The sequence below is a fragment of the Nitrospirillum guanabarense genome, from assembly GCF_034653355.1.
Classification (GTDB): Bacteria; Pseudomonadota; Alphaproteobacteria; order Azospirillales; family Azospirillaceae; genus Nitrospirillum.
Genome location: NZ_JAYEER010000003.1, coordinates 287,226 through 309,640 on the forward strand (window position 1 = coordinate 287,226; position 22,415 = coordinate 309,640).

At 67.8% G+C, this 22,415-nt stretch carries 18 protein-coding genes and 1 pseudogene; 8 read left to right on the forward strand and 11 right to left on the reverse strand.

What is annotated here, in order from left to right; translation table 11 throughout:
• Nucleotides 1-10: 10 nt before the first annotated feature.
• Together UAA55_RS10645 and UAA55_RS10650 are read right to left on the reverse strand one after the other, a co-directional pair.
• Nucleotides 11-517 carry a TIGR00645 family protein gene (locus UAA55_RS10645; protein ID WP_322952668.1) on the reverse strand — a complete coding sequence of 169 codons (507 nt, stop codon included), beginning with the start codon at nt 515-517 and terminating at the stop codon, nt 11-13.
• 112 nt (nt 518-629) lie between these two features.
• A complete protein-coding gene (locus tag UAA55_RS10650) occupies nt 630-1,331 on the reverse strand; it encodes an EF-hand domain-containing protein (protein ID WP_322952669.1) in 702 nt (233 codons plus the stop codon).
• A gap of 448 nt (nt 1,332-1,779) precedes the next feature.
• Between UAA55_RS10650 and UAA55_RS10655 the strand changes: the two genes are divergently transcribed.
• Nucleotides 1,780-2,727, forward strand: coding sequence for an MlaA family lipoprotein (locus tag UAA55_RS10655; protein WP_322952671.1), 948 nt, complete (start codon nt 1,780-1,782; stop codon nt 2,725-2,727).
• A gap of 204 nt (nt 2,728-2,931) precedes the next feature.
• The gene (locus UAA55_RS10660) at nt 2,932-3,462 is read left to right on the forward strand and encodes a MarR family winged helix-turn-helix transcriptional regulator (protein WP_322952673.1); all 531 of its coding nucleotides are present in this window, start codon (nt 2,932-2,934) and stop codon (nt 3,460-3,462) included.
• Nucleotides 3,463-3,465: 3 nt separating this feature from the next.
• On the opposite strand, the gene UAA55_RS10665 is transcribed toward UAA55_RS10660, so the two are convergent.
• Nucleotides 3,466-4,785: an acetyl-CoA hydrolase/transferase family protein gene (locus tag UAA55_RS10665; protein ID WP_322952674.1), complete on the reverse strand. Its 1,320-nt coding sequence runs from the start codon at nt 4,783-4,785 to the stop codon at nt 3,466-3,468.
• Nucleotides 4,786-5,163: 378 nt separating this feature from the next.
• Here UAA55_RS10665 and UAA55_RS10670 point away from each other — a divergent pair, with 378 nt between their 5' ends.
• The gene (locus UAA55_RS10670) at nt 5,164-5,745 is read left to right on the forward strand and encodes a hypothetical protein (RefSeq protein WP_322952675.1); all 582 of its coding nucleotides are present in this window, start codon (nt 5,164-5,166) and stop codon (nt 5,743-5,745) included.
• A gap of 67 nt (nt 5,746-5,812) precedes the next feature.
• Here the strand turns inward: UAA55_RS10670 and dnaE are convergent, their stop codons facing one another.
• From dnaE to UAA55_RS10705, 7 genes are all read right to left on the reverse strand, one after another.
• Nucleotides 5,813-9,307, reverse strand: a complete 3,495-nt coding sequence (dnaE, locus tag UAA55_RS10675) for a DNA polymerase III subunit alpha (protein WP_322952677.1) — start codon at nt 9,305-9,307, stop codon at nt 5,813-5,815.
• Between the two features lie 174 nt (nt 9,308-9,481).
• Entirely contained in the window at nt 9,482-11,044 is a 1,563-nt protein-coding gene (gene ahpF / locus UAA55_RS10680; protein WP_322952679.1) for an alkyl hydroperoxide reductase subunit F, read from the reverse strand.
• 259 nt (nt 11,045-11,303) lie between these two features.
• Complete coding sequence (gene ahpC, locus UAA55_RS10685) at nt 11,304-11,867, reverse strand: alkyl hydroperoxide reductase subunit C (RefSeq protein WP_145608432.1); 564 nt, start codon at nt 11,865-11,867, stop codon at nt 11,304-11,306.
• 398 nt (nt 11,868-12,265) lie between these two features.
• A complete protein-coding gene (locus UAA55_RS10690; protein ID WP_322952680.1) occupies nt 12,266-12,784 on the reverse strand; it encodes a DUF2059 domain-containing protein in 519 nt (172 codons plus the stop codon).
• A 124-nt stretch (nt 12,785-12,908) separates the two neighbouring features.
• Entirely contained in the window at nt 12,909-13,442 is a 534-nt protein-coding gene (locus UAA55_RS10695) for a DUF2059 domain-containing protein (RefSeq protein WP_322952681.1), read from the reverse strand.
• Between the two features lie 204 nt (nt 13,443-13,646).
• Nucleotides 13,647-14,507, reverse strand: a complete 861-nt coding sequence (locus UAA55_RS10700) for a DUF4386 domain-containing protein (protein ID WP_322952682.1) — start codon at nt 14,505-14,507, stop codon at nt 13,647-13,649.
• A 249-nt stretch (nt 14,508-14,756) separates the two neighbouring features.
• Complete coding sequence (locus UAA55_RS10705; RefSeq protein ID WP_322952684.1) at nt 14,757-15,764, reverse strand: sulfate ABC transporter substrate-binding protein; 1,008 nt, start codon at nt 15,762-15,764, stop codon at nt 14,757-14,759.
• A gap of 523 nt (nt 15,765-16,287) precedes the next feature.
• On the opposite strand from UAA55_RS10705, the gene cysG reads away from it, so the two are divergent.
• From cysG to UAA55_RS10730, 5 genes and pseudogenes are all read left to right on the forward strand, one after another.
• On the forward strand, nt 16,288-17,760 hold the full coding sequence (gene cysG / locus UAA55_RS10710) for a siroheme synthase CysG (protein WP_322952686.1): 1,473 nt from the start codon (nt 16,288-16,290) through the stop codon (nt 17,758-17,760).
• A gap of 13 nt (nt 17,761-17,773) precedes the next feature.
• Entirely contained in the window at nt 17,774-18,076 is a 303-nt protein-coding gene (locus UAA55_RS10715; RefSeq protein ID WP_322952688.1) for a DUF2849 domain-containing protein, read from the forward strand.
• Nucleotides 18,077-18,101: 25 nt separating this feature from the next.
• A complete protein-coding gene (locus UAA55_RS10720; RefSeq protein ID WP_416235180.1) occupies nt 18,102-19,853 on the forward strand; it encodes a nitrite/sulfite reductase in 1,752 nt (583 codons plus the stop codon).
• The gene (locus tag UAA55_RS10725) at nt 19,840-20,352 is read left to right on the forward strand and encodes a DUF934 domain-containing protein (RefSeq protein ID WP_322952690.1); all 513 of its coding nucleotides are present in this window, start codon (nt 19,840-19,842) and stop codon (nt 20,350-20,352) included. Before UAA55_RS10720 ends, UAA55_RS10725 begins: the two co-directional genes overlap by 14 nt.
• 2 nt (nt 20,353-20,354) lie before the next feature.
• Nucleotides 20,355-20,918 (forward strand): annotated as a pseudogene (locus UAA55_RS10730) (phosphoadenylyl-sulfate reductase); the annotation flags it as partial.
• Between the two features lie 156 nt (nt 20,919-21,074).
• Here the strand turns inward: UAA55_RS10730 and UAA55_RS10735 are convergent.
• Complete coding sequence (locus UAA55_RS10735) at nt 21,075-22,262, reverse strand: hypothetical protein (RefSeq protein ID WP_322952693.1); 1,188 nt, start codon at nt 22,260-22,262, stop codon at nt 21,075-21,077.
• Between the last annotated feature and the right edge of the window lie 153 nt (nt 22,263-22,415).

Below are 22,415 nucleotides of genomic sequence, written 5' to 3' on the forward strand. Positions count from 1 at the left end.
GGAACCCGCGTTAGTGCCCCAGCTTGTGGGCCTTTTCCGTCAGGTAATCCATCAGGGCCAGCAACACGCCGGACGCGACGAACACCACGTGGATCACGGTGGACCACATCAGGTCTCGGTCGCTGTAGTCGCTGACGCTCATGAACGCGCGCAGCAGCTGGATGCCGGAGATGGCGACGATGGAGGCGATGAGCCGCAGCTTCAGCCCGCCGAAATCAACCTCGCCCATCCATTCCAGGCGGTCGTGGTGGCTGGCCACGCTGATCTTGGAGACGAAGTTCTCATAGCCGGCGAAGATCACCATCAGCACCAGGTTGGCGATCAGCGACAGGTCGATGAGCGACAGCAGGCCCAGGATGATCTCATGCGAGGTGGCGCTGGCCAGGTGGTTGACCAGTTCCCACAGCTCATGGACGAATCCCGCCAGAGGCAGCAGCAGGGCGACCACCAGGCCGAGGTAAAGGGGGGCGAGCAGCCAGCGGCTGGCGAACAGCACGCTTTCGATCCACCGGTCCATGGGCGTCCTTCCGAAGGGCGGTCGCCGGGCGGGCGGCCAAATGCCTGATCGGCGACGACATTAACCGATTCCGGCGGCTGATTTCGACCGCGTTCGTCGACTGGCGCGGGATTTACATCCCGCCGGGACCGCCACCCCCCATGCCGCCGCGACCGCCGCCATGCCGGCCGCCACCGCCCATGCCCCCACCCCGGCCACCGCCGCCCGGTTCCTGGGTGCTGAGGTCGACCTTCTCGATCTCCTCGATGGTCAGCTGGCCGTCGTGGTTGGCGTCGATGACCTCGAACAGGGCGCGGGCGTAGGCGCGGAACTCATCGCGCGTCACGCGGAAGTCCAGGTTGGTGTCGGCCGCCATGATGGGGTCGACCCCGCCCCGGCCGCCACCCATCCCGCCGGGCCCGTGGCCGCCGCCGGGAGGGCCGTCAGGCGGGATGCCCTCGGGACCGCCGTGGGGACCGCCTTCGGGACCACCATGCCCCATCAGGGCCATGCGATCCGCCTGACGCACCTTTTCCAGCTCGGTCACGTTCAGGGCGCCGTCGCCGTTCAGGTCGTAATGGGCGAAGACGGCGTCGGCCTCGGCCTGGAACTCGTCGCGGGACAGCTTGCCGTCCTGGTTGGTGTCCACACGGTTGAACCAGACGCGCAACGCCACCTTGGCCGCATCCTCCGACGTGGTGCGGCCCAGCGTCTGCCCCAGGGGTGTGGTGACGGTGTAGAAGGTCCTGTGGCTGGAGCACGCCGCCGTCAGCGCCAGGACACCCAGCAGGGCCGGGCGGATCAGGGTGCGGCGAAATGCTGGTTGGCGATGCATTGGGTGTTCCTTCATGTTGCGCGGAACGCGCTGTTCTGAAACGGCCTCGGATGCCGGTGGTCCACCCCGCCGGCCCGGGATGGTGGCCCCGCATCGGCGCGGGTGACCGGCCCTTGCACGCGCGGAGCCCCGCAAACTGTCGGGGTTCCGGCGGCAGGACCGTCCCAACCCTGGCCCGCCCGCAGCATGATTTGGCCTGCCCCGTTGGTAAACAAGGCTTTTACAACGCCCCCTAAATGGCAAAGCCGCCATGCGCATGCGGCAACAGGGGGCCCGATTTTCCCATTTTTGCCGGGCGGGCGCCCCGTTATGGTTAAGCCGGTGGCGGCGAGACAGGGTCGCGCCGTCCCATCCGTATGAGCGGGGTCCACATGCCCCGCCCAGACGGCGTCCCGCCCCTCCGGCCGGTTCCGGCCGTTCCGATCCCGTTGCTGGAGGCATCCATCCGATGCTGCGTCCCGGTTCCCCCATCGCTTCCGCCATCGTTCCCGCCCGGTCCCACCGGCGCCTTGGCCTGACGGCCACCGCCCTGCTGGGCATGCTGGCCCTGCCCGTGCTGTTGCCCGCCGGCGCCCATGCCCAGGAGACCCTGCCGCAGCCGCCGCAGGCGGCGGCGATGCCCGACGCCCCGACGTCCGACACCCCGGCGCCCGACGGTGACGGCGCCCGCACCGAGGTGGCCGAGGCCAAGACGGCGGAGGCGCGCGCGGCCATCGCCGCCTCGCAGGAAGAGGACGCCAACGACCCGCTGGAGGGCGTGAATCGCGCCATCTTCTGGTTCAACGAGGGCGTGGACACGGTGCTGCTGCGCCCGGCCGCCAAGGTCTACCGCACGGTGATGCCGGACTTCGCCCAGACGGGCATCCGCAACGTGCTGTGGAACCTGCGTTCCCCCTTGACCCTGGCCAACAAGCTGTTGCAGGGCGACTGGGAGGGTGCCGGCGTCGCCACTGAGCGCTTCCTCATCAATTCCACCATCGGGCTGGGTGGCCTGATCGACGTGGCGGGCGACCACGGCCTGGCTTACGAGTATGAGAGCTTCGACCAGACGCTGGCGGTCTGGGGCGTGCCTGAAGGCTTCTACCTGGTGCTGCCCGTCCTGGGCCCCTCCACCCTGCGTGACGCCGTGGGCTTCGGTGTCGAGGCCTATGGCGACCCCGTGTCGCGTTACCTCAGCAACACCCACGACGATTGGGCCAGCTACACCCGCGCCGGCGTCTACGCCGTCGATCTGCGCGCCCAGTACCTGGACGTGCTGGACGACATGAAGCGCAACAGCGTGGACTATTACGCCACCATGCGCTCGCTGTACCGTCAGCGGCAGAACAACTACATCCGCAACGGCAAGGTGGATCCGGACCAGTTCCCGTCCATCCCGGACTACGACAGCAAGTAAGCCTGCCATTCGGTCTAAGACACGCTAACTCTCAAGGCTTGGTGCGCGGTTCGCCTCGCGCGCCAAGCCTTGTGCATTTGGGCCCTTGGTGCCAAGATCTTTGTGATCACAAGCTTGGGATGGCGCGCAGGCGTCCCCGTCCCAGGCATTAGTGGGAACAAGACCCCCCGAAGACGGGGTCACGCATGAGGAACAGGACCCACCATGCCCCTTCCCCGCCCGCAGCCGGTGGCGCTGCCGGTCAGCGACCTGACCCTGGACATGGGTCCCAAGCTGGATATGGACCGCTATGTCCCGGCCTTCCTGAACTCCATCGCCAACAAGCTGTCCAGCGGCGCCTCGCGCCTGTACTTCAAGCACTTCGGAATCGGGGTGGTGGAGTGGCGCATCATCGTCCACCTGGTGGCGGAGCCGTGGTGCACCGCCGCCCGCATCTGCCAGATCATCGGCATGGACAAGGCCGCCGTCAGCCGCAGCTACGCCCTGATGGAGGATCGCGGCCTGATCCAGTTCCGCCCGGCGGAGCCGCGGGGGCGAGAGGCCGCCTTGACCGTGGCCGGCCGCGACCTGCACGACCGCATCCTGGTCATGGCGCTGGAGCGCGAACGGCGGCTGCTGGCCGACCTCAGCCCGCGCGAGGTGGACACCCTGATCAACCTGCTGGGCCGCCTGCTGGCCCGCATCCCCCACGTCAACGCCTACGATCCCGCGCCGGAAGAGATCGCGGTGGACTGAGCCTCAGCAGCCACGGGCGGCGGCGTGCGCCGCCCGCTCCAGCCCTTCCCGGAAGTCGGGATGGGCGATGCCGATCAACGCCTGAGCGCGCTCGGCCAGCGTCAGGCCGCGCAGATTGACCACCCCGAATTCGGTGGCGACGTACTGGACATCGTTGCGCGGCGTCGTCACCGGCCCGGTCAGGCGGGGAACGATGCGCGAGGCGGTGCCGCCAGCGGCGGTGGAATGGCAGGCGATGATGGACTTGCCGCCCTTGGAGGCCGAGGCGCCGCGTACAAAGTCCAGTTGTCCGCCCGCGGCGCTGTACTGCCAGCCGGCGAGGCATTCCGAATTGCAGGCGCCCTGCAGGTCGACCTCCAGCGTGGCGTTGACGGAGACCATGGCGTCGTTCCGGGCGATCACCGCCGGATTGTTCACATAGTCCACGGGCTGCGCCTCGCAGGCGGGGTTGCCGTCAAGGAAGTCGTACAGCGCCCGATCCCCCATGGCGAAGGTGAAGACCGTCCGCCCGGTGTGGATGGTCTTGCGACTGTTGTCCACCGCCCCCCGGCGCATCAGTTCGGCCAGGCCGGGGGTCATCAATTCGGTGTGGATGCCCATGTGCCGCCGGTCATGCAGGGCCGCGCACACGGCGTCGGGCAGCGCGCCGATGCCCATCTGCAGGCAGGCGCCGTCTTCCACCAGGTCCGCGATCAGCCGGCCTATGGTCCTGTCGTTGTCCCGAATCTTGGCGGGCGGAACCTCCAGCAGGGGCACCGGGTTTTCCACCAGGGCGGTCACGCGATCAAGCGGGACGCGGCAGTTTCCCAGGGCGCGCGGCATGGCCGGATTCACCTCCAGGATCACCTGGCGGGCGCTTTCCGACACGGCCAGGGCGTAATCGGTGTTGGTGCCCAGGCTGAAGCAGCCGTCCGAATCCATGGGCGCCACCGTGGTCAGCAGCACGTCCGCATCCACCTGCCGGCTGAGGACGTGCGGCGCCTGGCTGAAAGCGGTGGGAATGAAATCCACCACCGGCAAGCCGTGCAACCCCGCCTCCTTGTCCAGCGCGCGCTCCAGGCCGCCGTGGAACAGGCTGACCGGCCGGACGCGATGGCGCAGGTCCGACCGCAGGAGGGGGGCCGCGCTGGCGAACGCCAGCAGGTAGTAGAGCGAAAGGTCGCCCACCTCCCCCGCCTCGGCCCGCTGGGCCAGGGCGCGCAACAGGGCCGGCGGCTGGGACACGCCCAACCCCATGACGATGCGCGCGCCGGAGGGGATCAGGCGTGCCGCCGCCGCCGCGGACATGCGGCGTGCGGCGTAGGCCTGGGCATTTGGCTGCATTCCCGTCCCTCCCATCGGGGTCCTTTGACGCATCCTGGCATGAAGGCCACCGTCCGACCCACAAATATCCACGTGCTTGCGGCATCCCGCGCCCCGGCGAGGCGCCCGCTGCAACAAACAAGCCCCATCACCATCCAAATTCGGCCCAATCGCCGACACAATCCGGCGGCACAAGTAACCGCAGGGCAAACTTGAGTATTATCCCCGCCCGCCTATCGAACCATTAAGTTTCACCGAGACCGGACCCTGATCCCGGTTGATGGCGCCGCCCTTCCGCCGCCTTGTGCATTGCGGGAACCTTCCCCTCGTCTTTGGGGTTGTCAGGCGACGCGGCGCGCCCCAAGCGGGTCCGGCTGATCGAAGACGAAGGAGATGGACATGCGGATGCAGTTGCTTGCGGCCACGCTGTTGGCCACCGGTCTGATCGGCGGCACAGCTATGGCCCAGACCGCCGACACCCCGGCCAACACCCCGAACGACACGATTTCCCCGCCTGAAGCCAATTCCCCGCCGCCCGCCCCCATGGGTGACGAGGGCATGATCGGCCCGGCGACCACCACCACGACCTCTTCCCAGTCCTACAGCACCGAGAGCCACACCTACATCGTGCGGCCCAAGGGCATGATCTCGACCGGCACCGGCAAGGTGAACACCGCCATGAAGCCGGGCGACACCGTGCCCAAGCCCACCTGCCTGGAAGGCACGGAGCCGCGCGTGTGGACCGCCCCGGTGGTCTACGGCATGCCGCAGGGCAAGGGCCGGGTGGAGGGCATCGACACCTGGGTCGAGAACCAGGGTGGGCAGTGGGTCATCAAGTCCGCCATGCGTGCCGGCGAGGGTGACGCCCCCGTCAGCGACAAGGGCCAGGGCGGCTGGGTCGAGGTCAGCACCATGTGCGCCCTGCCCGGCGTGACCGACAGCCAGCGTGACGCTGGCGCCATGCAGGGCGCCATGAATTAAGCTTGGCCCATGCCTGGCGCGTGAAAGGGCGGCTCCCATTCCGGGGCCGCCCTTTTCATCTGTGGAATCATATATCCTGGACGTCGAGGACGCCGGGGATGGAGCGCAGGGCGGACCGGCTGGCGCTGCTGATCTGGTAGGCCTGGGGCAGGACCAGTTCCACCTCCAGGCGGTCGATCTCCACCATCAGGTGGATCTTGCCCCGGCCGGCGGGCAGGCGCTTCAGCACCGTCTGCAGGCCTTCCACCGGCGCCTGGTCCTTCAGCGTGACCCGCAGGCCGGACGCGACCTTGGCGACCTCGTCCTCCAGCAGTTGCACGCCGCTGCCGGTCAGGCGCAGTTCCTCCCCGTTCTGCTGCACGTCCACCGTCATCAGCACGGCCTTGCCCGGCTCCAGATGCTCCCGCGCCGGGGCCAGCGCCTCGGAGAAAAGCGTCACCTCATAGACGCCGGAGGCGTCGGACATGCCAATGAAGGCGAAGCGGTTGCCGCTCTTGGCCGTCCGCTCCTGCCGGGCGACGACGATGCCCGCCATGCGGAAGCGGGTGGAGCCGCCGCCGCGCGCCACGATGCCCGGCAGGTCGGCGAACCGCACCACCTTCAGCTTGGCCAAGGGCGCGGCGAAGGCGTCCAGCGGATGGGCCGACAGGTAGAAGCCGATGGCCTCGAACTCGTGCCGCAGCTTTTCCAGCGGTTCCCAATCCACCACGCGCGGCAGCTCCGGCGCCTTCAGCGGCGCCGACGCGCCGAACAAGCTGTTCATGCCGCTCTCGCGCTCGGCCGCCTCGGCCTGGGCGTAGCGCAACATGATTTCGATGGCGGAATGAACCTGCTGGCGGTTGGGCACCAGGCTGTCGAAGGCGCCGGCCGCGGCCAGGTTTTCCAGCTGGCGCTTGTTGATGACCTTATTGTCCAGGCGACGGGCGAAATCGAACAGGTCGCGGTAGGGGCCGTTGGCATCGCGCTCCGCCACCACCGCGGCCATGGCCGGGCCGCCCACGCCTTTGACCGCCGCCAGGGCGTAGCGCACGGCCCGGTCGCCGTTGGGCAGGATTTCCACGCGGAAGATGTCGCCCGAATGGTTGATGTCCGGCGGCAGCAGCTTGATCTTCAGCCGGTCCAGTTCCTGCCGGAACTGGTTCAGCTTGTCGGTGTTACCCAAGTCCAGCGTCATGGACGCCGCCATGAACTCCACCGGGTAATTGGCCTTGAGATAGGCCGTCTGGTAGGCGACCAGGGCGTAGGCGGCAGCGTGCGACTTGTTGAAACCGTAGCCGGCGAACTTGTTCACCTGGTCGAAGATCAGGCCCGCCTGTTCCGAATCCACCCCGCGCGCCGTGGCGCCCTCGATGAATTTGGAGCGTTCCTTCTCCATCTCCTCCTTGATCTTCTTGCCCATGGCGCGGCGCAGCAGGTCGGCGCCGCCCAGGCTGTAGCCCGCCAGCACCTGGGCGATCTGCATCACCTGCTCCTGGTACACCATGATCCCGAAGGTCTCCTTCAGGATGGGTTCCAGCGAGGGATGCATGTAGTCGGGCTCCTCCTGCCCGTCCTTGACCTTGATGTACTTGGGAATGTTGTCCATCGGGCCCGGCCGGTACAGCGAGACCAGCGCGATGATGTCCTCGATGCGGTTGGGCTTCATGCGCCGCAGCACGTCGCGCATGCCCGAACTTTCCAGCTGGAACACGCCCGACGCCTCGGCCCGGCCCAGCAGCCTGTAGGTCTTCTCGTCGTAGAGGTCGAGGTTCAGCAGATCCAGGTCGGGATTGCGCGGCCGGATCAGCTCCACCGCCTTCTGCAGCACGGTCAGGGTCTTCAGGCCCAGGAAGTCGAACTTCACCAGGCCGGCCAGTTCCACATACTTCATGTTGAACTGGGTGACCGGCATGTCCGACCGGGGATCGCGGTACAGAGGCACCAGCTGGTCCAGCGGGCGGTCGCCGATCACCACGCCGGCGGCGTGGGTGGAGGCGTGGCGGTACAGGCCTTCCAGCTTCAGCGCCACGCCGATCAGGCGGTCCACCGTCTCATCTTGGCGGCGCATCTCCTGCAACAACGGCTCGCCGTCCAGCGCCTCCTGCAGGGTGACGGGGTTGGCCGGGTTGTTGGGCACCATCTTGCAGATGCGGTCGACCTGGCCGTAGGGCATCTGCAGCACGCGCCCCACGTCGCGCAGCACGGCGCGGGCCTGCAGCTTACCGAAGGTGATGATCTGGGCCACACGGTCGTGGCCGTACTTGGCCTGGACATAGCGGATGACCTCGTCGCGGCGGTCCTGGCAGAAGTCCACGTCGAAGTCGGGCATGGACACGCGTTCAGGGTTCAGGAAACGCTCGAACAGCAGGCCGAAACGGATGGGGTCCAGGTCGGTGATCAGCAGCGACCAGGCGACCAGCGAGCCGGCGCCCGAGCCACGGCCCGGCCCCACGGGGATGCCGTTGTCCTTGGCCCACTTGATGAAGTCCGACACGATGAGGAAGTAGCCGGGGAACTTCATCCGCTCGATGACGGACAGCTCGTAATCCAGGCGCTCGCGGTAGCGCTTCTCCGTGTCCGCCTTCTCCTCCTCCCCCATCTCGGGCGTGAAGACATAACGGTTCAGGCGGAAGGTCAGGCCGTCGTGGGCCTGGGCGCGCAGTTCCTCCGCCTCCGTCCGGCCTTCCTCGGTGGGGAAGTTGGGCAGGATGGGGTTGATCTTGCGCGGCATGTAGGCGCAGCGCTGGGCGACCACCACCGTGTTGTCCACCGCCTCCGGCAGGTCGGCGAACAGCGCCCGCATCTCCTGGGCACTCTTGAAGTAGTGGTCCGGCGTCAGGCGGCGGCGGTCGTCCTGCATGATGAAGGCGCCGTCGGCGATGCACAGCAGGGCGTCGTGCGCCTCGTACATGTCGGCGGTGGCGAAGTAGCAGTCGTTGGTGGCGACCAGGGGCAGGTCGTGCGCGTAGGCCAGATCGACCAGCGCGCCCTCGATGCGCTGTTCCGCGCGGCCGATGGCCGTGTCCTTGTCATGCCGCATCAGCTCGACATAGAGGCGCCCCGGGAACAGGCGCTTCAGTTCCAGCAGCAGCTCGGTCGCGGCCGGCGCCTGGCCTTCCAGCAGCAGGCGCCCCACCCCGCCGTGGATGCCGCCGGTCAGCGCGATCAGGCCATCGCTGTGCCCATCCAGCGCCGCCATGGACACCTGGGGCTCCAGCCCCGGCTCCGTCTCCATGTACGCCTTGCTGATCAGTTCCATCAGGTTGGCGTAGCCCGTGGCGTTCTGGGCCAGCAGCACCAGCTGGTCGGCGCCGAAGGTGCCGGGGCGCTGCGGCCCGCGCGTGGTGGCGACGGGACCCCAGCGGCCGATCCACATCTGGCAGCCGACGATGGGCTGCACGCCCGCGTCCGACGCCGCCATGGCGAATTCCAGGCTACCGAACAGGTTGCCGGTATCTGTCACCGCCACCGCCGGCATGGCGTTCTTGGTGCACAGCTTCACCAGCTCCTTCACCTTGATCGCCCCCTCGGACAGCGAGTAGGCGGAATGGGTGCGCAGGTGGATGAAGCCGGGATGGGACATGGGGGAATGGGTCCGGATGAAGGGTTAGGCGACCAGTTTAGGGACGCGGCGATGCCCCCGTCACCTATCCTGTCAGCGGCACCGATTCCCCCAATGAAAACGCCCACCTGGAGGGGCGCCGGTATTGCCCGGCACCACCCCCCAGGTGGGCGCTGTACTCTACGCTCGTGCGACTCAGGCGGCCTGGACCGACGACCGGATCAGGTGGTCGAAGGCGCCCAGCGAGGCCTTGGCCCCCTCGCCCATGGCGATGATGATCTGCTTATAGGGCACCGTGGTGACGTCGCCGGCGGCGAAGATGCCGGGGACGGAGGTTTCACCATGGTGACCCACGATCACCTCGCCACGCTGGGTCAGCTCGACCGTGCCGCGCAGCCAATCGGTATTGGGCAGCAAGCCGATCTGCACGAAGATGCCCTCCAGCGCCAGGCGATGGGTCTCACCCGTGGCGCGGTCCTTGTAAACCAGGCCGTTCACCTTGCTGCCGTCGCCCGTGACCTCGGTGGTCTGGGCCTGGGTCAGGATGGTGACGTTGGCCAGGCTCTTCAGCTTGGTGATCAGCACCGCGTCGGCGCGCAGCTGGCTGTCGAATTCCAGCAGCGTGACATGGGAGACGATGCCGGCCAGGTCGATGGCCGCCTCGACGCCGGAGTTGCCGCCGCCGATCACCGCCACGCGCTTGCCCTTGAACAGGGGGCCGTCGCAGTGCGGGCAGAAGGCGACACCCTTGGTCTTGTACTGCTCCTCGCCCGGCACCTTCATTTCGCGCCAGCGGGCGCCGGTGGCCAGGATCAGGGACTTGGCCTTCAGCTTGGCACCGCTTTCCAGCGTCACCTCGTGCAGGCCGTCGACCGTGGCCAAGGCCTTGGCGCGCTGCTGGTTCATGATGTCCACCTCATAGGTGCGGACATGCTCTTCCAGGCTGCGCACCAGCTTGGGGCCTTCCGTCGCGGTGACGGAGATGAAGTTCTCGATGCCCAGCGTGTCCATCACCTGGCCGCCGAAGCGCTCCGCCACGATGCCGGTGCGGATGCCCTTGCGGGCGGCGTAGATGGCGGCCGCGGCGCCAGCGGGGCCGCCGCCCACCACCAGCACGTCGAACGGCTCCTTGGCGTCGATCTTGGCGGCCTCGCGGGCGACGGAGCTGGTGTCCAGCTTCGCCAGGATCTCCTCCAGCTCCATGCGGCCCTGGCCGAAGGGCTCGCCGTTCAGGAAGACGGCCGGCACGCCCATGATCTGGCGCCGGGTCACCTCATCCTGGAAGACGCCGCCATCGATCATCTCATGGCGGATGCGGGGGTTCAGCACCGCCATCAGGTTCAGGGCCTGGACCACGTCCGGGCAGTTGTGGCAGGTCAGCGAGATGAAGGTCTCGAAATGGTAGTCGCCCTCGATGGCCTTGATCTGCGCGATGACCTCGTCGCTGACCTTGGGCGGATAGCCGCCGGCCTGCAGCAGCGCCAGCACCAGCGAGGTGAACTCGTGGCCCATGGGCAGGCCGCTGAAGCGGATGCCGATGTCACCGGCCGGGCGGTTGACGGTGAAAGACGGGCGGCGGCCGGCGCCATCCACGTTCTCATTGATGTTCACCAAGGCGGAGGCTTCGGCGATGTCGGCCAGCAGCTCCATCATCTGGCGGGAGGTGGCGCTATCGTCCGGGTAAGCAACAATCTCGATCGGCTGCTTCACCCGTTCCAGATAGGCCTTCAATTGGGTCTTGAGATTGGCGTCCAACATCGGGGCGGGCTTTCTGGCGGAGATTGGGGGAAAGGGCGGGCAAAGAGGGGGTGGTCACCGGCGCCAGGGAAGGCGGCCAGATGCGCATTTTGAAACGTAATGTCACAGGCGGACTGTTCAAGCGGGCGCGCCACCGATGGCGTCGCGGCCCGGACCTCAGCCTCCGAGGGCGCGGGGCCGGGAGGTGTCCAGGGACCCGAGGGCCCCCGGACAGGGACCGGGACGTCGCCGTCCCGGTCCAGCATCAGACGACGCGGGATCAGATCTTACCGACCAGATCCAGCGACGGCTTCAGGGTCTCGGCACCCTCGGTCCACTTGGCCGGGCACACTTCGCCGGGGTGGCTGGCCACGTACTGGGCGGCCTTCACCTTGCGCAGCAGCTCCGACGCGTCACGGCCGATGCCGTTGTCGTGGATCTCGCACAGCTTGATCTGGCCTTCGGGATTGATCACGAAGGTGCCGCGCAGGGCCAGGCCCTCTTCCTCGATCAGGACGTCGAAGTTGCGGGCCAGGGTGGCGGTCGGGTCGCCGACCAACGGGTACTGCACCTTGGCGATGGTGTCGGAGGTGTCGTGCCAGGCCTTGTGGGTGAAGTGGGTGTCGGTCGACACGCCGTAGATCTCCACGCCCAGCTTCTGGAACTCGGCGTAGTTGTCAGCCAGGTCGCCCAGCTCGGTCGGGCACACGAAGGTGAAGTCGGCCGGGTAGAACACCACCACGGACCACTTGCCCTTCAGGTCGGCTTCGGTCACGGGCACGAACTTGCCGTTGTGGTAAGCGGTCGCCTTGAAGGGCTTCACTTCGGTATTGATGAGGGACATCGTTAATTCCTTGGCTGTTGAATTAATGAATCACGGTTGGTTTCGGCGGGGCGCCCCGGCCGCGACCCCCATCCGGGACCCTGCGGCGTTCGCCCTACCGACGAACAGGACCATACCGGCATCTTAGAATAATTCCAATTATAAAAATTGAGAGCCGTTTGCAGTCGCAGCATGCCAGCGTCGCGGTTAGCGATGGGGCCCCTGCCTTTGGCATCCGCGACAGGCGGGACCACCCGATTCGGCCCCGGAGGGGAGGCGGAACAGGGGAATGGCCCGGATATGGCCCGAACCTGCCCGGCTTCGCGCCGGCTACGGGCGCCGGCTGCGGGACCCGGACCAACCGACGGGGGATGGCCGGGTTCCATCTTAAAAGCAGCCGCGGCGCGGCGCCACCCTTCTCAGCCCTGGGGGATGGCCAGCCCCTCGCCCTTGCAGGTGGTGATGAAGTCGCTGATCACCTTGCCCATCACCTGGGGCAGCATGGCCTTGGACTTGGCCATGGTCTGCTGCATCACCAGCGGCATCTGGGTGATCAGCTTGGCCCCCGCCGGCGTGTCGTAGAACGCCAGCACCTGCTCCAGCTCCGTCTCGGTGAACAGCTCCGCATAGGTCACAGCGATGGCGTCGGTCATGGGGGCCACGGCCTTTTTGAAATCCGGCAGCAGGCGCTTGTCGACCAGGCCCTGCACCTCCGCCTCCCGGCCGGGATTGGCGATCTTCAGTTTCTGCACCAGGGGATCGATGGCCATGGGCAGTATCTGCTGCATCACATCGCCCGCGTGCGTCTTCTCGATCAGCCTGTGCGCCAGCTCCAGCGCCTTGGGCGACGGTGTTCCGGCATTCTGGGCGAAGGCCGGAACGGCGATCATGACCCACGCGCCGATCAAGCCGGCGGCAATTCCCTTCAACAAGCGCATTCCCCTTCCAGTAAGGCCGAATTCGGCGCCGCCAGCGTAACCCGTCACCCGGTCGGGCGCGACAGCGAACCGCCACTTATGGCTGAATGTCGCGGCGGCGATCACATTGGTAGGGCGACAGCGCTCATCCCTGGGGAATGGTCAGTCCCTTGCCCTTGCAGGCGGTGATGAAGCCACCCAGCACGGGCCCCAGGGCCTGGGGTAGGACGGCCTGCGCCCGGGCCCGGCCGCGCTGCCGCAAGCCCGGCATCTCCTTCAGCAGCTTGGCGCCCGCGGGAGAGTCGTAGAAGGCCAGGATGGCGGCCAGCTCCGCCTCGGTGAAGCGCGCGGCGTAGGCCTGGGCGTAGCCCTCAAGGACGGGCCCCATGGCCTTGCGGAAATCCGGCAGCAGCGTGTGCTCGAACAAGGCGTCGACATCGGCCTCGCGTCCCGGGTTGGCCGCCTTGAGGTTGAAGGTCAGCGGCTGCACCGTCGCGCCCAGGACCTGCTGCATCAGGTCGTCGGCGTCCATCCTGTCCGCCAGCGCACGGGCCAGTTCCAGCGCCTTGGGTGTGGGCGACGCCGTCTGGGCCACGACGGGCGCCGCCGCCATTATGACGGCCCCCACGACGATGGCCTGGCACAGTCCGGCCACGCCGGCGAAAAGTCCCTCGCGCACTCCCGTCCCTCCCCTTGCCGCCTCCCGGGCGTTGTGGTGGCGAGCTTAGCGCCAGGGGCGGCGGATCCGAAAGATGGAGGCGGCCGTCTACATCTATCGGCCAACTGGCGCGCCACGACTTGCGGACGCCCGGCGGCGCCAACCATCTCCGCGGACGACCACTTGCCCGCTCAAATATGCGGCCATGCCAATTCCCCGTCCGCTTCAGCTGGAGCTTCCATTTCGGGAGGCCGCCTCGTTCCACTTCGACGCATTGACACCAAGCAGGGTGAGGAAAACACCCATCAGCAATTCCCCGGCCTGGCCCGGCATGTAGCCGTACTTCCCAATGGCAGATGCGATGTCCGGCGCCGCGACATGCGCGAATCCGCTCACAAGGTAGCCGACGCCACCCACCGCGAGGACGAGGCCGATCCATTTGGGAAAAAATGAAGAGCGCACGATCAGACCGCCGAGAAGGAGGCAATGCACGCCAAAGCAAAGCATTCCGGCCAGGAGAATCTCGTTTCCCAACCGGATGAGGGCGAACGCCAGCGCTTGCGTCGTCGCGAGATCCGCGCCCACCGGCGGATGAGCGCCGCCAAGCAGGATCAAAGGCGCTGAATTGTTGATGAGGTTGAGGAACCAGATCGTGCAGCCGGCAACACTGAACACGGCCGCCATCAGCGACACGACCCGGTTCACCGGCGCCAGCAGGAGGTAAAGGATCGCCGTGAGCACAAGATAGGTCGCCGTTCCACCAAACTCGGCCGCGACGGCAAGGCGATACATCGCCTCGTGGGCAAATATATTGTGCAGTGTCGCCACTGCATCACCGAACTCGATCAAATTCTTACGCACGACGCCTTCGGCGAAATAGCCGGCGCCGATGGTCGCAAGCCAGCATATTCCGGCAAAGCGCGCCCAAGCCCGTGGCGCCTTAATTCCAAATTGATTGCCCACCGGTAGCCCCCCAATGTCATCACAGAGCCGCGAGGAAGATCGACCCGCGCGCTGGGTTGTTAGCGATTGCGGTTCATGGACGGTCACGCGTGAATAGCTGCGCATCGCGAATATGCTATCCATGATGCGGAAATCCGCCAATACGTGAGCCTGTCTTCGGTGCGTTGAAGGACTGGTTGTCAGGCCCCAGCAAGCATGATCGATCCAAGGCCAATGAGCTTGGAATTCCCCGGCGACGCTCACGACCCAGTAAAGCGCCGCGTCATTCGGCGCGAATACGCCTGGATTCGCACACGATCTGTAATGCCAAACGCCGCCGCCCGGCATCCCGGACGGCGGCGTCGCTGATCGGTGCCGCGATGGCGCGGCGGCTCAGCCCGGCTGGTACAGCTGGTCGAAGGTGCCGCCGTCGGCGAAGTGGGTCTTGTGGGCGTCGTGCCAACCGCCGAAGGTGGTGATGTCGAACAGGTCCACCTTGGCGAACTTGTTCACCACCTCCTGCAACACCACCGGGTCGCGCGGACGGTAGAAGTGCTTGGTCGCCAGGATCTGCGCCGGCTGGGTGTACAGCGTCTGCAGATAGGCCTCCGCCACGCGACGGGTGCCGTGGCGGTCCACCACCTTGTCCACCACGGCCACCGGCGGTTCCGCCAGGACGGAGACGGACGGTGTCACCAGCTCGAACTGGCCGGGGCCCAGTTCCTGGATGGCCAGGTAGGCCTCGTTCTCCCAGGCCAACAGCACATCGCCCAGGCCGCGCTGCACGAAGGTGGTGGTGGCGCCGCGCGCGCCCGTGTCCAGCACCGGCACCTTTTTGAACAGCGCCTTGATGAAGTCGCGGGCCGCCGCGTCGCCGCCCTTGGCGCGGGCGTAGCCCCAGGCCGCCAGGTAGTTCCAGCGGGCGCCGCCCGACGTCTTGGGATTGGGGGTGATGACCTCCACCCCCGGCTTCAGCAGATCCGGCCAGTCCTTGATGCCCTTGGGGTTGCCCTTGCGCACCAGGAACACGATGGTGCTGGTGTAGGGGGTGGAATTGAAGGGCAGGCGCTTCTGCCAATCCTTGTCGATCAGGCCGCCGTTCTCGACGATGGCGTCGATATCGTAGGCCAGCGCCAGCGTGACCACGTCGGCCTCCAGCCCGTCGATGACGGCGCGGGCCTGCTTGCCCGACCCGCCGTGCGAGGTGTTGATGCTGACCTGGTCGCCTCCGGAGGCCTTGGCCCATTCCTTGGTGAACAGGTCGGCGTATTCCTTGTAGAATTCGCGCGTCGGGTCGTAGGACACGTTCAGCAGCTGCGAGGCGGAGCGCGCACGCACCGACCCCAGCAGGGCCACGCCGGCGGCACCCGCCATGGCGGTCAACAGTGTTCTGCGATGCATTCGGATTCCCCCTAGGTAGTGCGAGCCCCGGCCTGGTGGCCGACCTGGCGGGGAGGGCGTATCCCCTGTGGCAGGACACCGCACCCCCATCCGCGCTGTTGACGCCCATGACAAACGACACCGCAATCTGTGTCAACCGAAACATTAATAACAGATAATTGATGTTATTATGAGGCGCACTGATCCCCTGGCGCGCCATGGCCCCGCCAAGCCAAGGCTTTTCCTGGATTCGCGCGAATTAACCAAACTCCCGATGTGGAATCGAAAACAGATCACACCATGTCGGCGCATGGCAGTGTTGCGGCCTGCCGCCCTTCCCCTGCGCCAAAGCCCCCGCGCTTTCACGCGTTTTTGTCACAGGTCATTGAAGGGAAATGGTTTTCCATAACCTTGGCCGCCAAGGGGCCGGCCCCCGCGCGGGCACGGGCTATCCCCATGCCGAGATGCTTGAACCTCGACAAACATGCCGTTTACGAACACATTATGAGGGAACGCCGACGCTTCCACAGGACTATTTTGTATAATGCCCGCCGCCTTCCCCTTGTTCCTGACGCTGACCGGCCAGACGGCGCTGATCGTCGGTGGGGGGGAATTGGCCCTGCGCAAGGCGCGGCTGGTGGCGGGGCACGGCGTTGACGGCCGGGGCGCCCGGCTGGTGGTGGTGGCGAGCGAGGTGCATCCCGACCTGGCGGCCCTGGCCGCCGAGGTGCGCCGCCGCCCCTTCACCGCCAGCGACTTGGACGGTGTCACCCTGGTGTTCGCGGCCGGCGAGGATGGGGACGAGGCGGCAGAGGTGGCCGACCTGGCCCGCGCCCGCGGCCTGCTGGTCAATGTGCCGGACCGGCCACGGCTGTCCACCTTCATCATGCCGGCCATCGTCGACCGGGGCCCCATAACGGTGGCCATCTCCACCGGCGGCACCTCCCCCGTCCTGGCCCGCCGCCTGCGCGCCCGCGTCGAGGCGGCGCTGGAGCCCGGCCTGGGGCGGCTGGCCACCTTCCTCGACGGCTTTCGCGCCGCCGTCCGCGCTGTGAAATCCGACGAGACCACGCGCCGCCGCTTTTGGGAACGGGTGATCGACGGCCCCATCGCCCAGCGCTTCCTGGCCGGGGACGAGGCCGGCGCGCGTGAACAGCTGGTGAAGACGCTGAACGCCGGCGACGACACCACGGAGGGCGGCTCCGTCGCCCTGGTGGGTGCCGGCCCCGGCGACCCGGATCTGCTGACCCTGCGGGCCTTGCGCGTGCTGCAGAACGCCGACGTGGTGGTGCACGACAAGCTGGTGGATGACCGCATCCTGGACTACGTCCGCCGCGACGCCCGCCGCGTCTATGTCGGCAAGTCCAAATCCTGCCACACCGTCAGCCAGGATGAGATCAACGCCCTGCTGGTGCGCGAGGCCCGGGCCGGCCACCGTGTCGTCCGGCTGAAGGGCGGCGACCCCTTCGTCTTCGGCCGGGGCGGTGAGGAGATGGCCGTGCTGCGCGCCGCCGGCGTGGCGGTGGACCTGGTGCCCGGCATCACCGCCGCCGTGGGCTGCGCCGCCGCCACCGGCATCCCCCTGACCCATCGCGGCCTGGCCCAGGGCATCACCCTGGTCACCGCGCATGGCGCCGCCGCCGAGGGCGGTTCGGCCGAGCCCGCCATCGACTGGACGGCCCTGGCTCGCCTGGACCACACGGTGGCCGTCTATATGGGCCTCAGCAAGGCCGGCCTGGTGGCCGAGCGCCTGATCGCCGCCGGCAAGGCGCCCGGCACCCCGGTCGCCGTGGTGCAGAACGGCACGCGCCCGGACCAGACCCTGGCCGTGGGCCGACTGGCCGACCTGGGCGCGCTGGCCGCCGGCCTGGCCGGCCCCGCCCTGATCCTGGTGGGGGAGGTCGTGACCCTGGCCGACCCCTCAAAAATCGCCGCCGATATTTTCACCACCGTCAGCTCCGCCCCGGGCCGCCTCGGCGACACGACCCCGGAACGCGGGCTGAAAGCCGCCGTCTGAAGAGGATAGTCCCATGGCCCGCGTTACCGACGCCCCGAAGGTCGTCACCGCCAACCGCCTGCAGGACGGCGCCGTCGTCTGGCTGACCGAGGCCGGCGGCTGGTCGACCCGGGTGGCCGACGCCCAGGTGCAGGGCGACGCGCCCGCCGCGGAGGCGGCCCTGGCCCTCGCCCGCGCCTCCGCCGCCCGGCAGGAGGTGGTGGAGCCCTACGCCGTGGACGTGGCGGTGGAGGCCAGCGGCCCCCGCCCCCTGAAGACACGGGAATGGATCCGCGCCGCCGGCCCCAGCATCGACGCCATCCCCTCGGCGGCCTGAGGGTCGGCGCTTGAAACATTCCCGCATGAATGAAGATTACACAGAGCTTGCCGTCATGAGCCCCTCCGCCGCCGCCCGTCAGATCGCCCCACCCGCCAACGGCCTGTCCAGCCACGCCGGCATCTACCACTACGACCAGGTGGACCGCGATTTCCTGAAGGAGCGGGTGGAGCAATTCCGCCGCCAGGTGGCCCGCCGCCTGGCCGGGGAGCTGACGGAGGACGAGTTCAAGCCGCTGCGCCTGATGAACGGCCTGTACCTGCAGCTGCACGCGTACATGCTGCGCATCGCCGTGCCCTACGGCATCCTGACCAGCCGCCAGGTGCGCCAGTTCGGCGTCATCGCCCGCCAGTACGACAAGGGCTTCGGCCACTTCACCACCCGCCAGAACCTGCAGTTCAACTGGATCAAGCTGGTGGATGTGCCGGCCATCCTGGACCTGCTGGCCGAGGTGGACATGCACGCCATCCAGACCAGCGGCAACTGCATCCGCAACGTGACCTCGGACCAGTTCGCCGGTGTCGCCAGCGATGAGGTGGTGGACCCCCGCCACTATGCTGAGATCCTACGCCAGTGGTCGACCCTGCATCCCGAATTCTCGTTCCTGCCGCGCAAGTTCAAGATCGCCATCACCGGCAGCAGCGCCGACCGCGCCGCCATCTGCATCCACGACGTGGGCCTGATCGCCAAGCGCGACGCCGAGGGTGCCGTCGGCTTTGAGGTCTATGTCGGCGGCGGCCTGGGCCGCACGCCCTTCATCGCCAAGAAGCTGCGCGACTTCCTGCCCGAGGATGAGCTGATCGCCTATCTGGAGGCGGTCTTGCGCGTCTACAACGCCTATGGCCGGCGCGACAACATCTACAAGGCGCGCATCAAGATCCTGGTGCATGAATTGGGTATCGACACCTTCCGTGACGAGGTGGAGGCCGAGTTCGCCCGCATGCCAGTGGCCCAGTACCGGCTGGAGCCGGCCATCCTGGACGGCATCCGCGCCCGTTTCGCCAGCCAGCCCTATGAGGTGCTGGAGCCCATCTCCGGCGTCCTGGCCCGGGCACGGCTGGAGGACCATGCCTTCAACCGCTGGGTCCGCACCAATGTCGCCGCCCACCGCCAGCCGGGCTACGCCATCGCCACCATCACCCTGAAGCCGGCGGGCGGCATTCCAGGCGACGTCTCGGCGGAGCAGATGGATGTCATCGCCGACCTGGCCGACCGCTACAGCTTCGGCGAAATCCGGGTGACGCATGAGCAGAACCTGGTGCTGGCCCATGTGCGCCAGGACGACCTGCCGGCCTTGTGGAAGGCGCTGGCCGACATCGGCTTCGGCGAGGCCAATTCCGGCCTGATCACCGACATCATCGCCTGCCCGGGCCTGGATTACTGCGCCCTGGCCAACGCCCGCTCCATCCCCCTGGCCCAGCGCATTTCCGAGCGCTTCGCCGACCTGGACCGCCAGCACGACATCGGCGAGCTGAAAATCAAGATCAGCGGCTGCATCAACGCCTGCGGCCATCACCATGTCGGCCACATCGGAATCCTGGGCGTCGACAAGAAGGGGGTCGAGGCCTACCAGCTGACGCTGGGCGGCTCGGCCGCCGAGGTGGGCGCCATCGGCGACATCATGGGCCCGGCCCTGTCGGCCGATGAGACGCTCGACGCCATCGATGCCGTGGTCGGCGTCTATCTGGACCGGCGCCAGGACGGGGAACGCTTCCTCGACACCCTGGCCCGCATCGGTCACACCCCGTTCAAGGACAAGGTCTATGCCGCTCATTGAAACCGGAAAGCTGGTCGACGACGCCTGGGTGCGCCTGGGCGATGACGACGCCCTGCCGGCGGCGGACGTGCCCGTCATCGTCAGCCTGGCCCGCTTCCACAAGGACCGCGACACCCTGGTGGGCCGCAACGGCGGCCTGGGCATCTGGCTCGCCAGCAGCCAGCACCCGAGGGACATCGCCGACCACCTGGCGGACTTCGCCCTGGTGGCGCTGGACTTCCCCAAGTTCCGCGACGGCCGTGGCTTCACCATCGCCCGCGAGCTGCGCGAGCACCTGGGCTACCGCGGCGTCATTCGCGCGGTGGGCCACACCCTGCCCGACCAGTATCTGGCCCTGGTCCGCTGCGGCGTGACCCAGGTGGAGATTCCGGAAGGCCGTGACCCAGCCCTGTGGGCCCACGCCCTGACCGAGATCAGCACCGCCTACCAGGTGTCGGTGGCGGGCCCCCTGTCCATGGCGCGGCTGTCGCGCCACAAGAAGACGGAGCATGCAGCGTGACCGTGACAGGCGACCGGGCGGCCAATCTGGCCCGGACCTACGCCGGCCTGACGGGCCCGGCGCTGCTGGAACCGCTGCTGACGCGGGAACTGAAGGGCGAGATCGCCCTGGTCTCCTCCTTCGGCGCGGAATCCGCCGTGCTGCTGCACATGGTGGCGGAGATCGATCCGGCCACGCCGATCCTCTTCCTGAACACCGGCAAGCTGTTCGGCGAGACCCTGCGCTACCGCCGTGAGCTGGTGGCGCGGCTGGGCCTGACCGACGCCCGGGAGATCAAGCCGCTGCCCGAGGACGTGGCGGCGCGCGACGCCGACGGCCTGCTGTGGCGCACCAACCCGGACGCCTGCTGCCGCTTCCGCAAGGTGGAACCGCTGAACCGCGCGCTGGAGGGCTTCAGCGCCTGGATCACGGGGCGCAAGCGCTTCCAGGCCAGCACCCGCGCCGACCTGGTGACCATCGAGGCGGCCGAAGGCCGGCTGAAGGTCAACCCGCTGGCCGACTGGGACCGGGACGATCTGGTGGCCTATCTGGACCGCCATGACCTGCCGCGCCACCCGCTGGAAGCCGACGGCTATCTCTCCATCGGCTGCATGCCCTGCACCGACCGCGTCGCCCCGGGCGATGATCTGCCGTGCCCGGCCGCTGGGCCGGCATGGGCAAGACGGAATGTGGCATCCATCTGCCGCTGTCCGCCGTGGCGGCCCCTTCCAACTGATCCCGTCTCAGCCCTGGGCCTCCTTCGGCACGGCCTGCGGGCCGGCGGCGGGCCCAAGGGGGGCGGCGGGGCGCGAGGCGGCGTCGCGCGGCTTGAACACCTCGCGCAGCTTGTCCACCGCGGCATCGAACATGGCGAACACCGCCTCCACGCTGTAGCCCGCCAGGAAGGCCGCCCCCAGCAGGGAAATCTGGGCGGAGGCCGTGGGTTCGATGGTGGCGACCACGCTCTTGTAGAACAGCCCGGTGGACAACCCCAGCGTCAGGCCCAGCGCCCGGCGCAGCACCATACGGAAGCCCAGTTGCGGCATGAAGGAGGCGTTGATCACCGCCTCCGTCAGCACCCGCGCGATATAGGCGCAGGCACCCAACAGCCCGAAAATCGCCGGCAGGACGTACAGCGTCAGCGCCGTGCCGGCGCTCCACGCCAATTCCACCGTATGCAGCAGGACCGTGTCGGCATCCTCTCCCGAGGGCGCGGCCGGCGCCCCCGCGTCCCGCCGCTGGCAATAACCATGGGCATCGAAGCTGAGGGTCACGACACGGGAAAGCGGGTGGCAGATCCAGGGGGCGAGCAGCTTCGCCGCCGCCTGCCGCCGCAGTTGGACCAGCGGCTCCTGAGCCGCCGTCAGGGCGGAGGCTCCCGGGCTGGCGTTGGCGTCCGCGGTCCCCTCCCCCATCGGGCGCTGCGCCGCCGCCCCTTCGATGAACAGCAGCTGGCGCACACCGGTCTGGGCCAGCAGGTTGGTGCCGTTGGCGGCGTGGATCTGCACGATGGCCGTGACCAGCGCCACGCCCACCAGCCACACGACGCCGCTGCGTATGGTCCTTTGCACCAGCCCCGCCCGGGTCAGGGAGCGCCACCAGCCCGCCAGGCCCAATTCGCGCCGGAACTCGCGGATATGGCGCAAGCTGGCGCTGGTGGCGGGGGCGATCACCACCGACAGCGCCTGGTAGGCGACCCACAGCGCCTGCTTGTCCTCCAGGCTCAGCCGCTCCGGCGGGGTGGCGGTGACGCGCACCGCCGTGTCGATCACCGTCCGCTCCAGCGCCAGGCCCCGACCGGCGGCGAAGCTCAGCATGATGCGGACATCGTCCTGCCACTCGTCCCAGCGCTGGTGGTCGCGCGCGTCCGCCGCGCCCATCCCCACGGCCGGCGCGCCGGCGCTTTCCAGAGTGTTGGTTTCGTCGGTCATGGCCGCCCCTCCCCGCATGAACTATCTCAATTAAAGAGATATACGGCTAGGAAGTCTTTCTCTTTTTTAAGGTGCTAGCAACCCGGCGGCGGCGGCCGTGCTTTTCCGGCCGGCGGACGATACCGGCCCAGCCACCCGCCCATGCCCGGTGGC

Coding starts and splice junctions, on each gene's coding strand:
- UAA55_RS10645 (WP_322952668.1), bottom strand. CDS start 517: ATGGACCGGTGGATCGAAAGCGTGCTGTTCGCCAGCCGCTGGCTGCTC.
- UAA55_RS10650 (WP_322952669.1), bottom strand. CDS start 1,331: ATGCATCGCCAACCAGCATTTCGCCGCACCCTGATCCGCCCGGCCCTG.
- UAA55_RS10655 (WP_322952671.1), top strand. CDS start 1,780: ATGCTGCGTCCCGGTTCCCCCATCGCTTCCGCCATCGTTCCCGCCCGG.
- UAA55_RS10660 (WP_322952673.1), top strand. CDS start 2,932: ATGCCCCTTCCCCGCCCGCAGCCGGTGGCGCTGCCGGTCAGCGACCTG.
- UAA55_RS10665 (WP_322952674.1), bottom strand. CDS start 4,785: ATGCAGCCAAATGCCCAGGCCTACGCCGCACGCCGCATGTCCGCGGCG.
- UAA55_RS10670 (WP_322952675.1), top strand. CDS start 5,164: ATGCGGATGCAGTTGCTTGCGGCCACGCTGTTGGCCACCGGTCTGATC.
- dnaE (WP_322952677.1), bottom strand. CDS start 9,307: ATGTCCCATCCCGGCTTCATCCACCTGCGCACCCATTCCGCCTACTCG.
- ahpF (WP_322952679.1), bottom strand. CDS start 11,044: ATGTTGGACGCCAATCTCAAGACCCAATTGAAGGCCTATCTGGAACGG.
- ahpC (WP_145608432.1), bottom strand. CDS start 11,867: ATGTCCCTCATCAATACCGAAGTGAAGCCCTTCAAGGCGACCGCTTAC.
- UAA55_RS10690 (WP_322952680.1), bottom strand. CDS start 12,784: ATGCGCTTGTTGAAGGGAATTGCCGCCGGCTTGATCGGCGCGTGGGTC.
- UAA55_RS10700 (WP_322952682.1), bottom strand. CDS start 14,507: ATGGATAGCATATTCGCGATGCGCAGCTATTCACGCGTGACCGTCCAT.
- UAA55_RS10705 (WP_322952684.1), bottom strand. CDS start 15,764: ATGCATCGCAGAACACTGTTGACCGCCATGGCGGGTGCCGCCGGCGTG.
- cysG (WP_322952686.1), top strand. CDS start 16,288: ATGCCCGCCGCCTTCCCCTTGTTCCTGACGCTGACCGGCCAGACGGCG.
- UAA55_RS10715 (WP_322952688.1), top strand. CDS start 17,774: ATGGCCCGCGTTACCGACGCCCCGAAGGTCGTCACCGCCAACCGCCTG.
- UAA55_RS10720 (WP_416235180.1), top strand. CDS start 18,102: ATGAATGAAGATTACACAGAGCTTGCCGTCATGAGCCCCTCCGCCGCC.
- UAA55_RS10725 (WP_322952690.1), top strand. CDS start 19,840: ATGCCGCTCATTGAAACCGGAAAGCTGGTCGACGACGCCTGGGTGCGC.
- UAA55_RS10735 (WP_322952693.1), bottom strand. CDS start 22,262: ATGACCGACGAAACCAACACTCTGGAAAGCGCCGGCGCGCCGGCCGTG.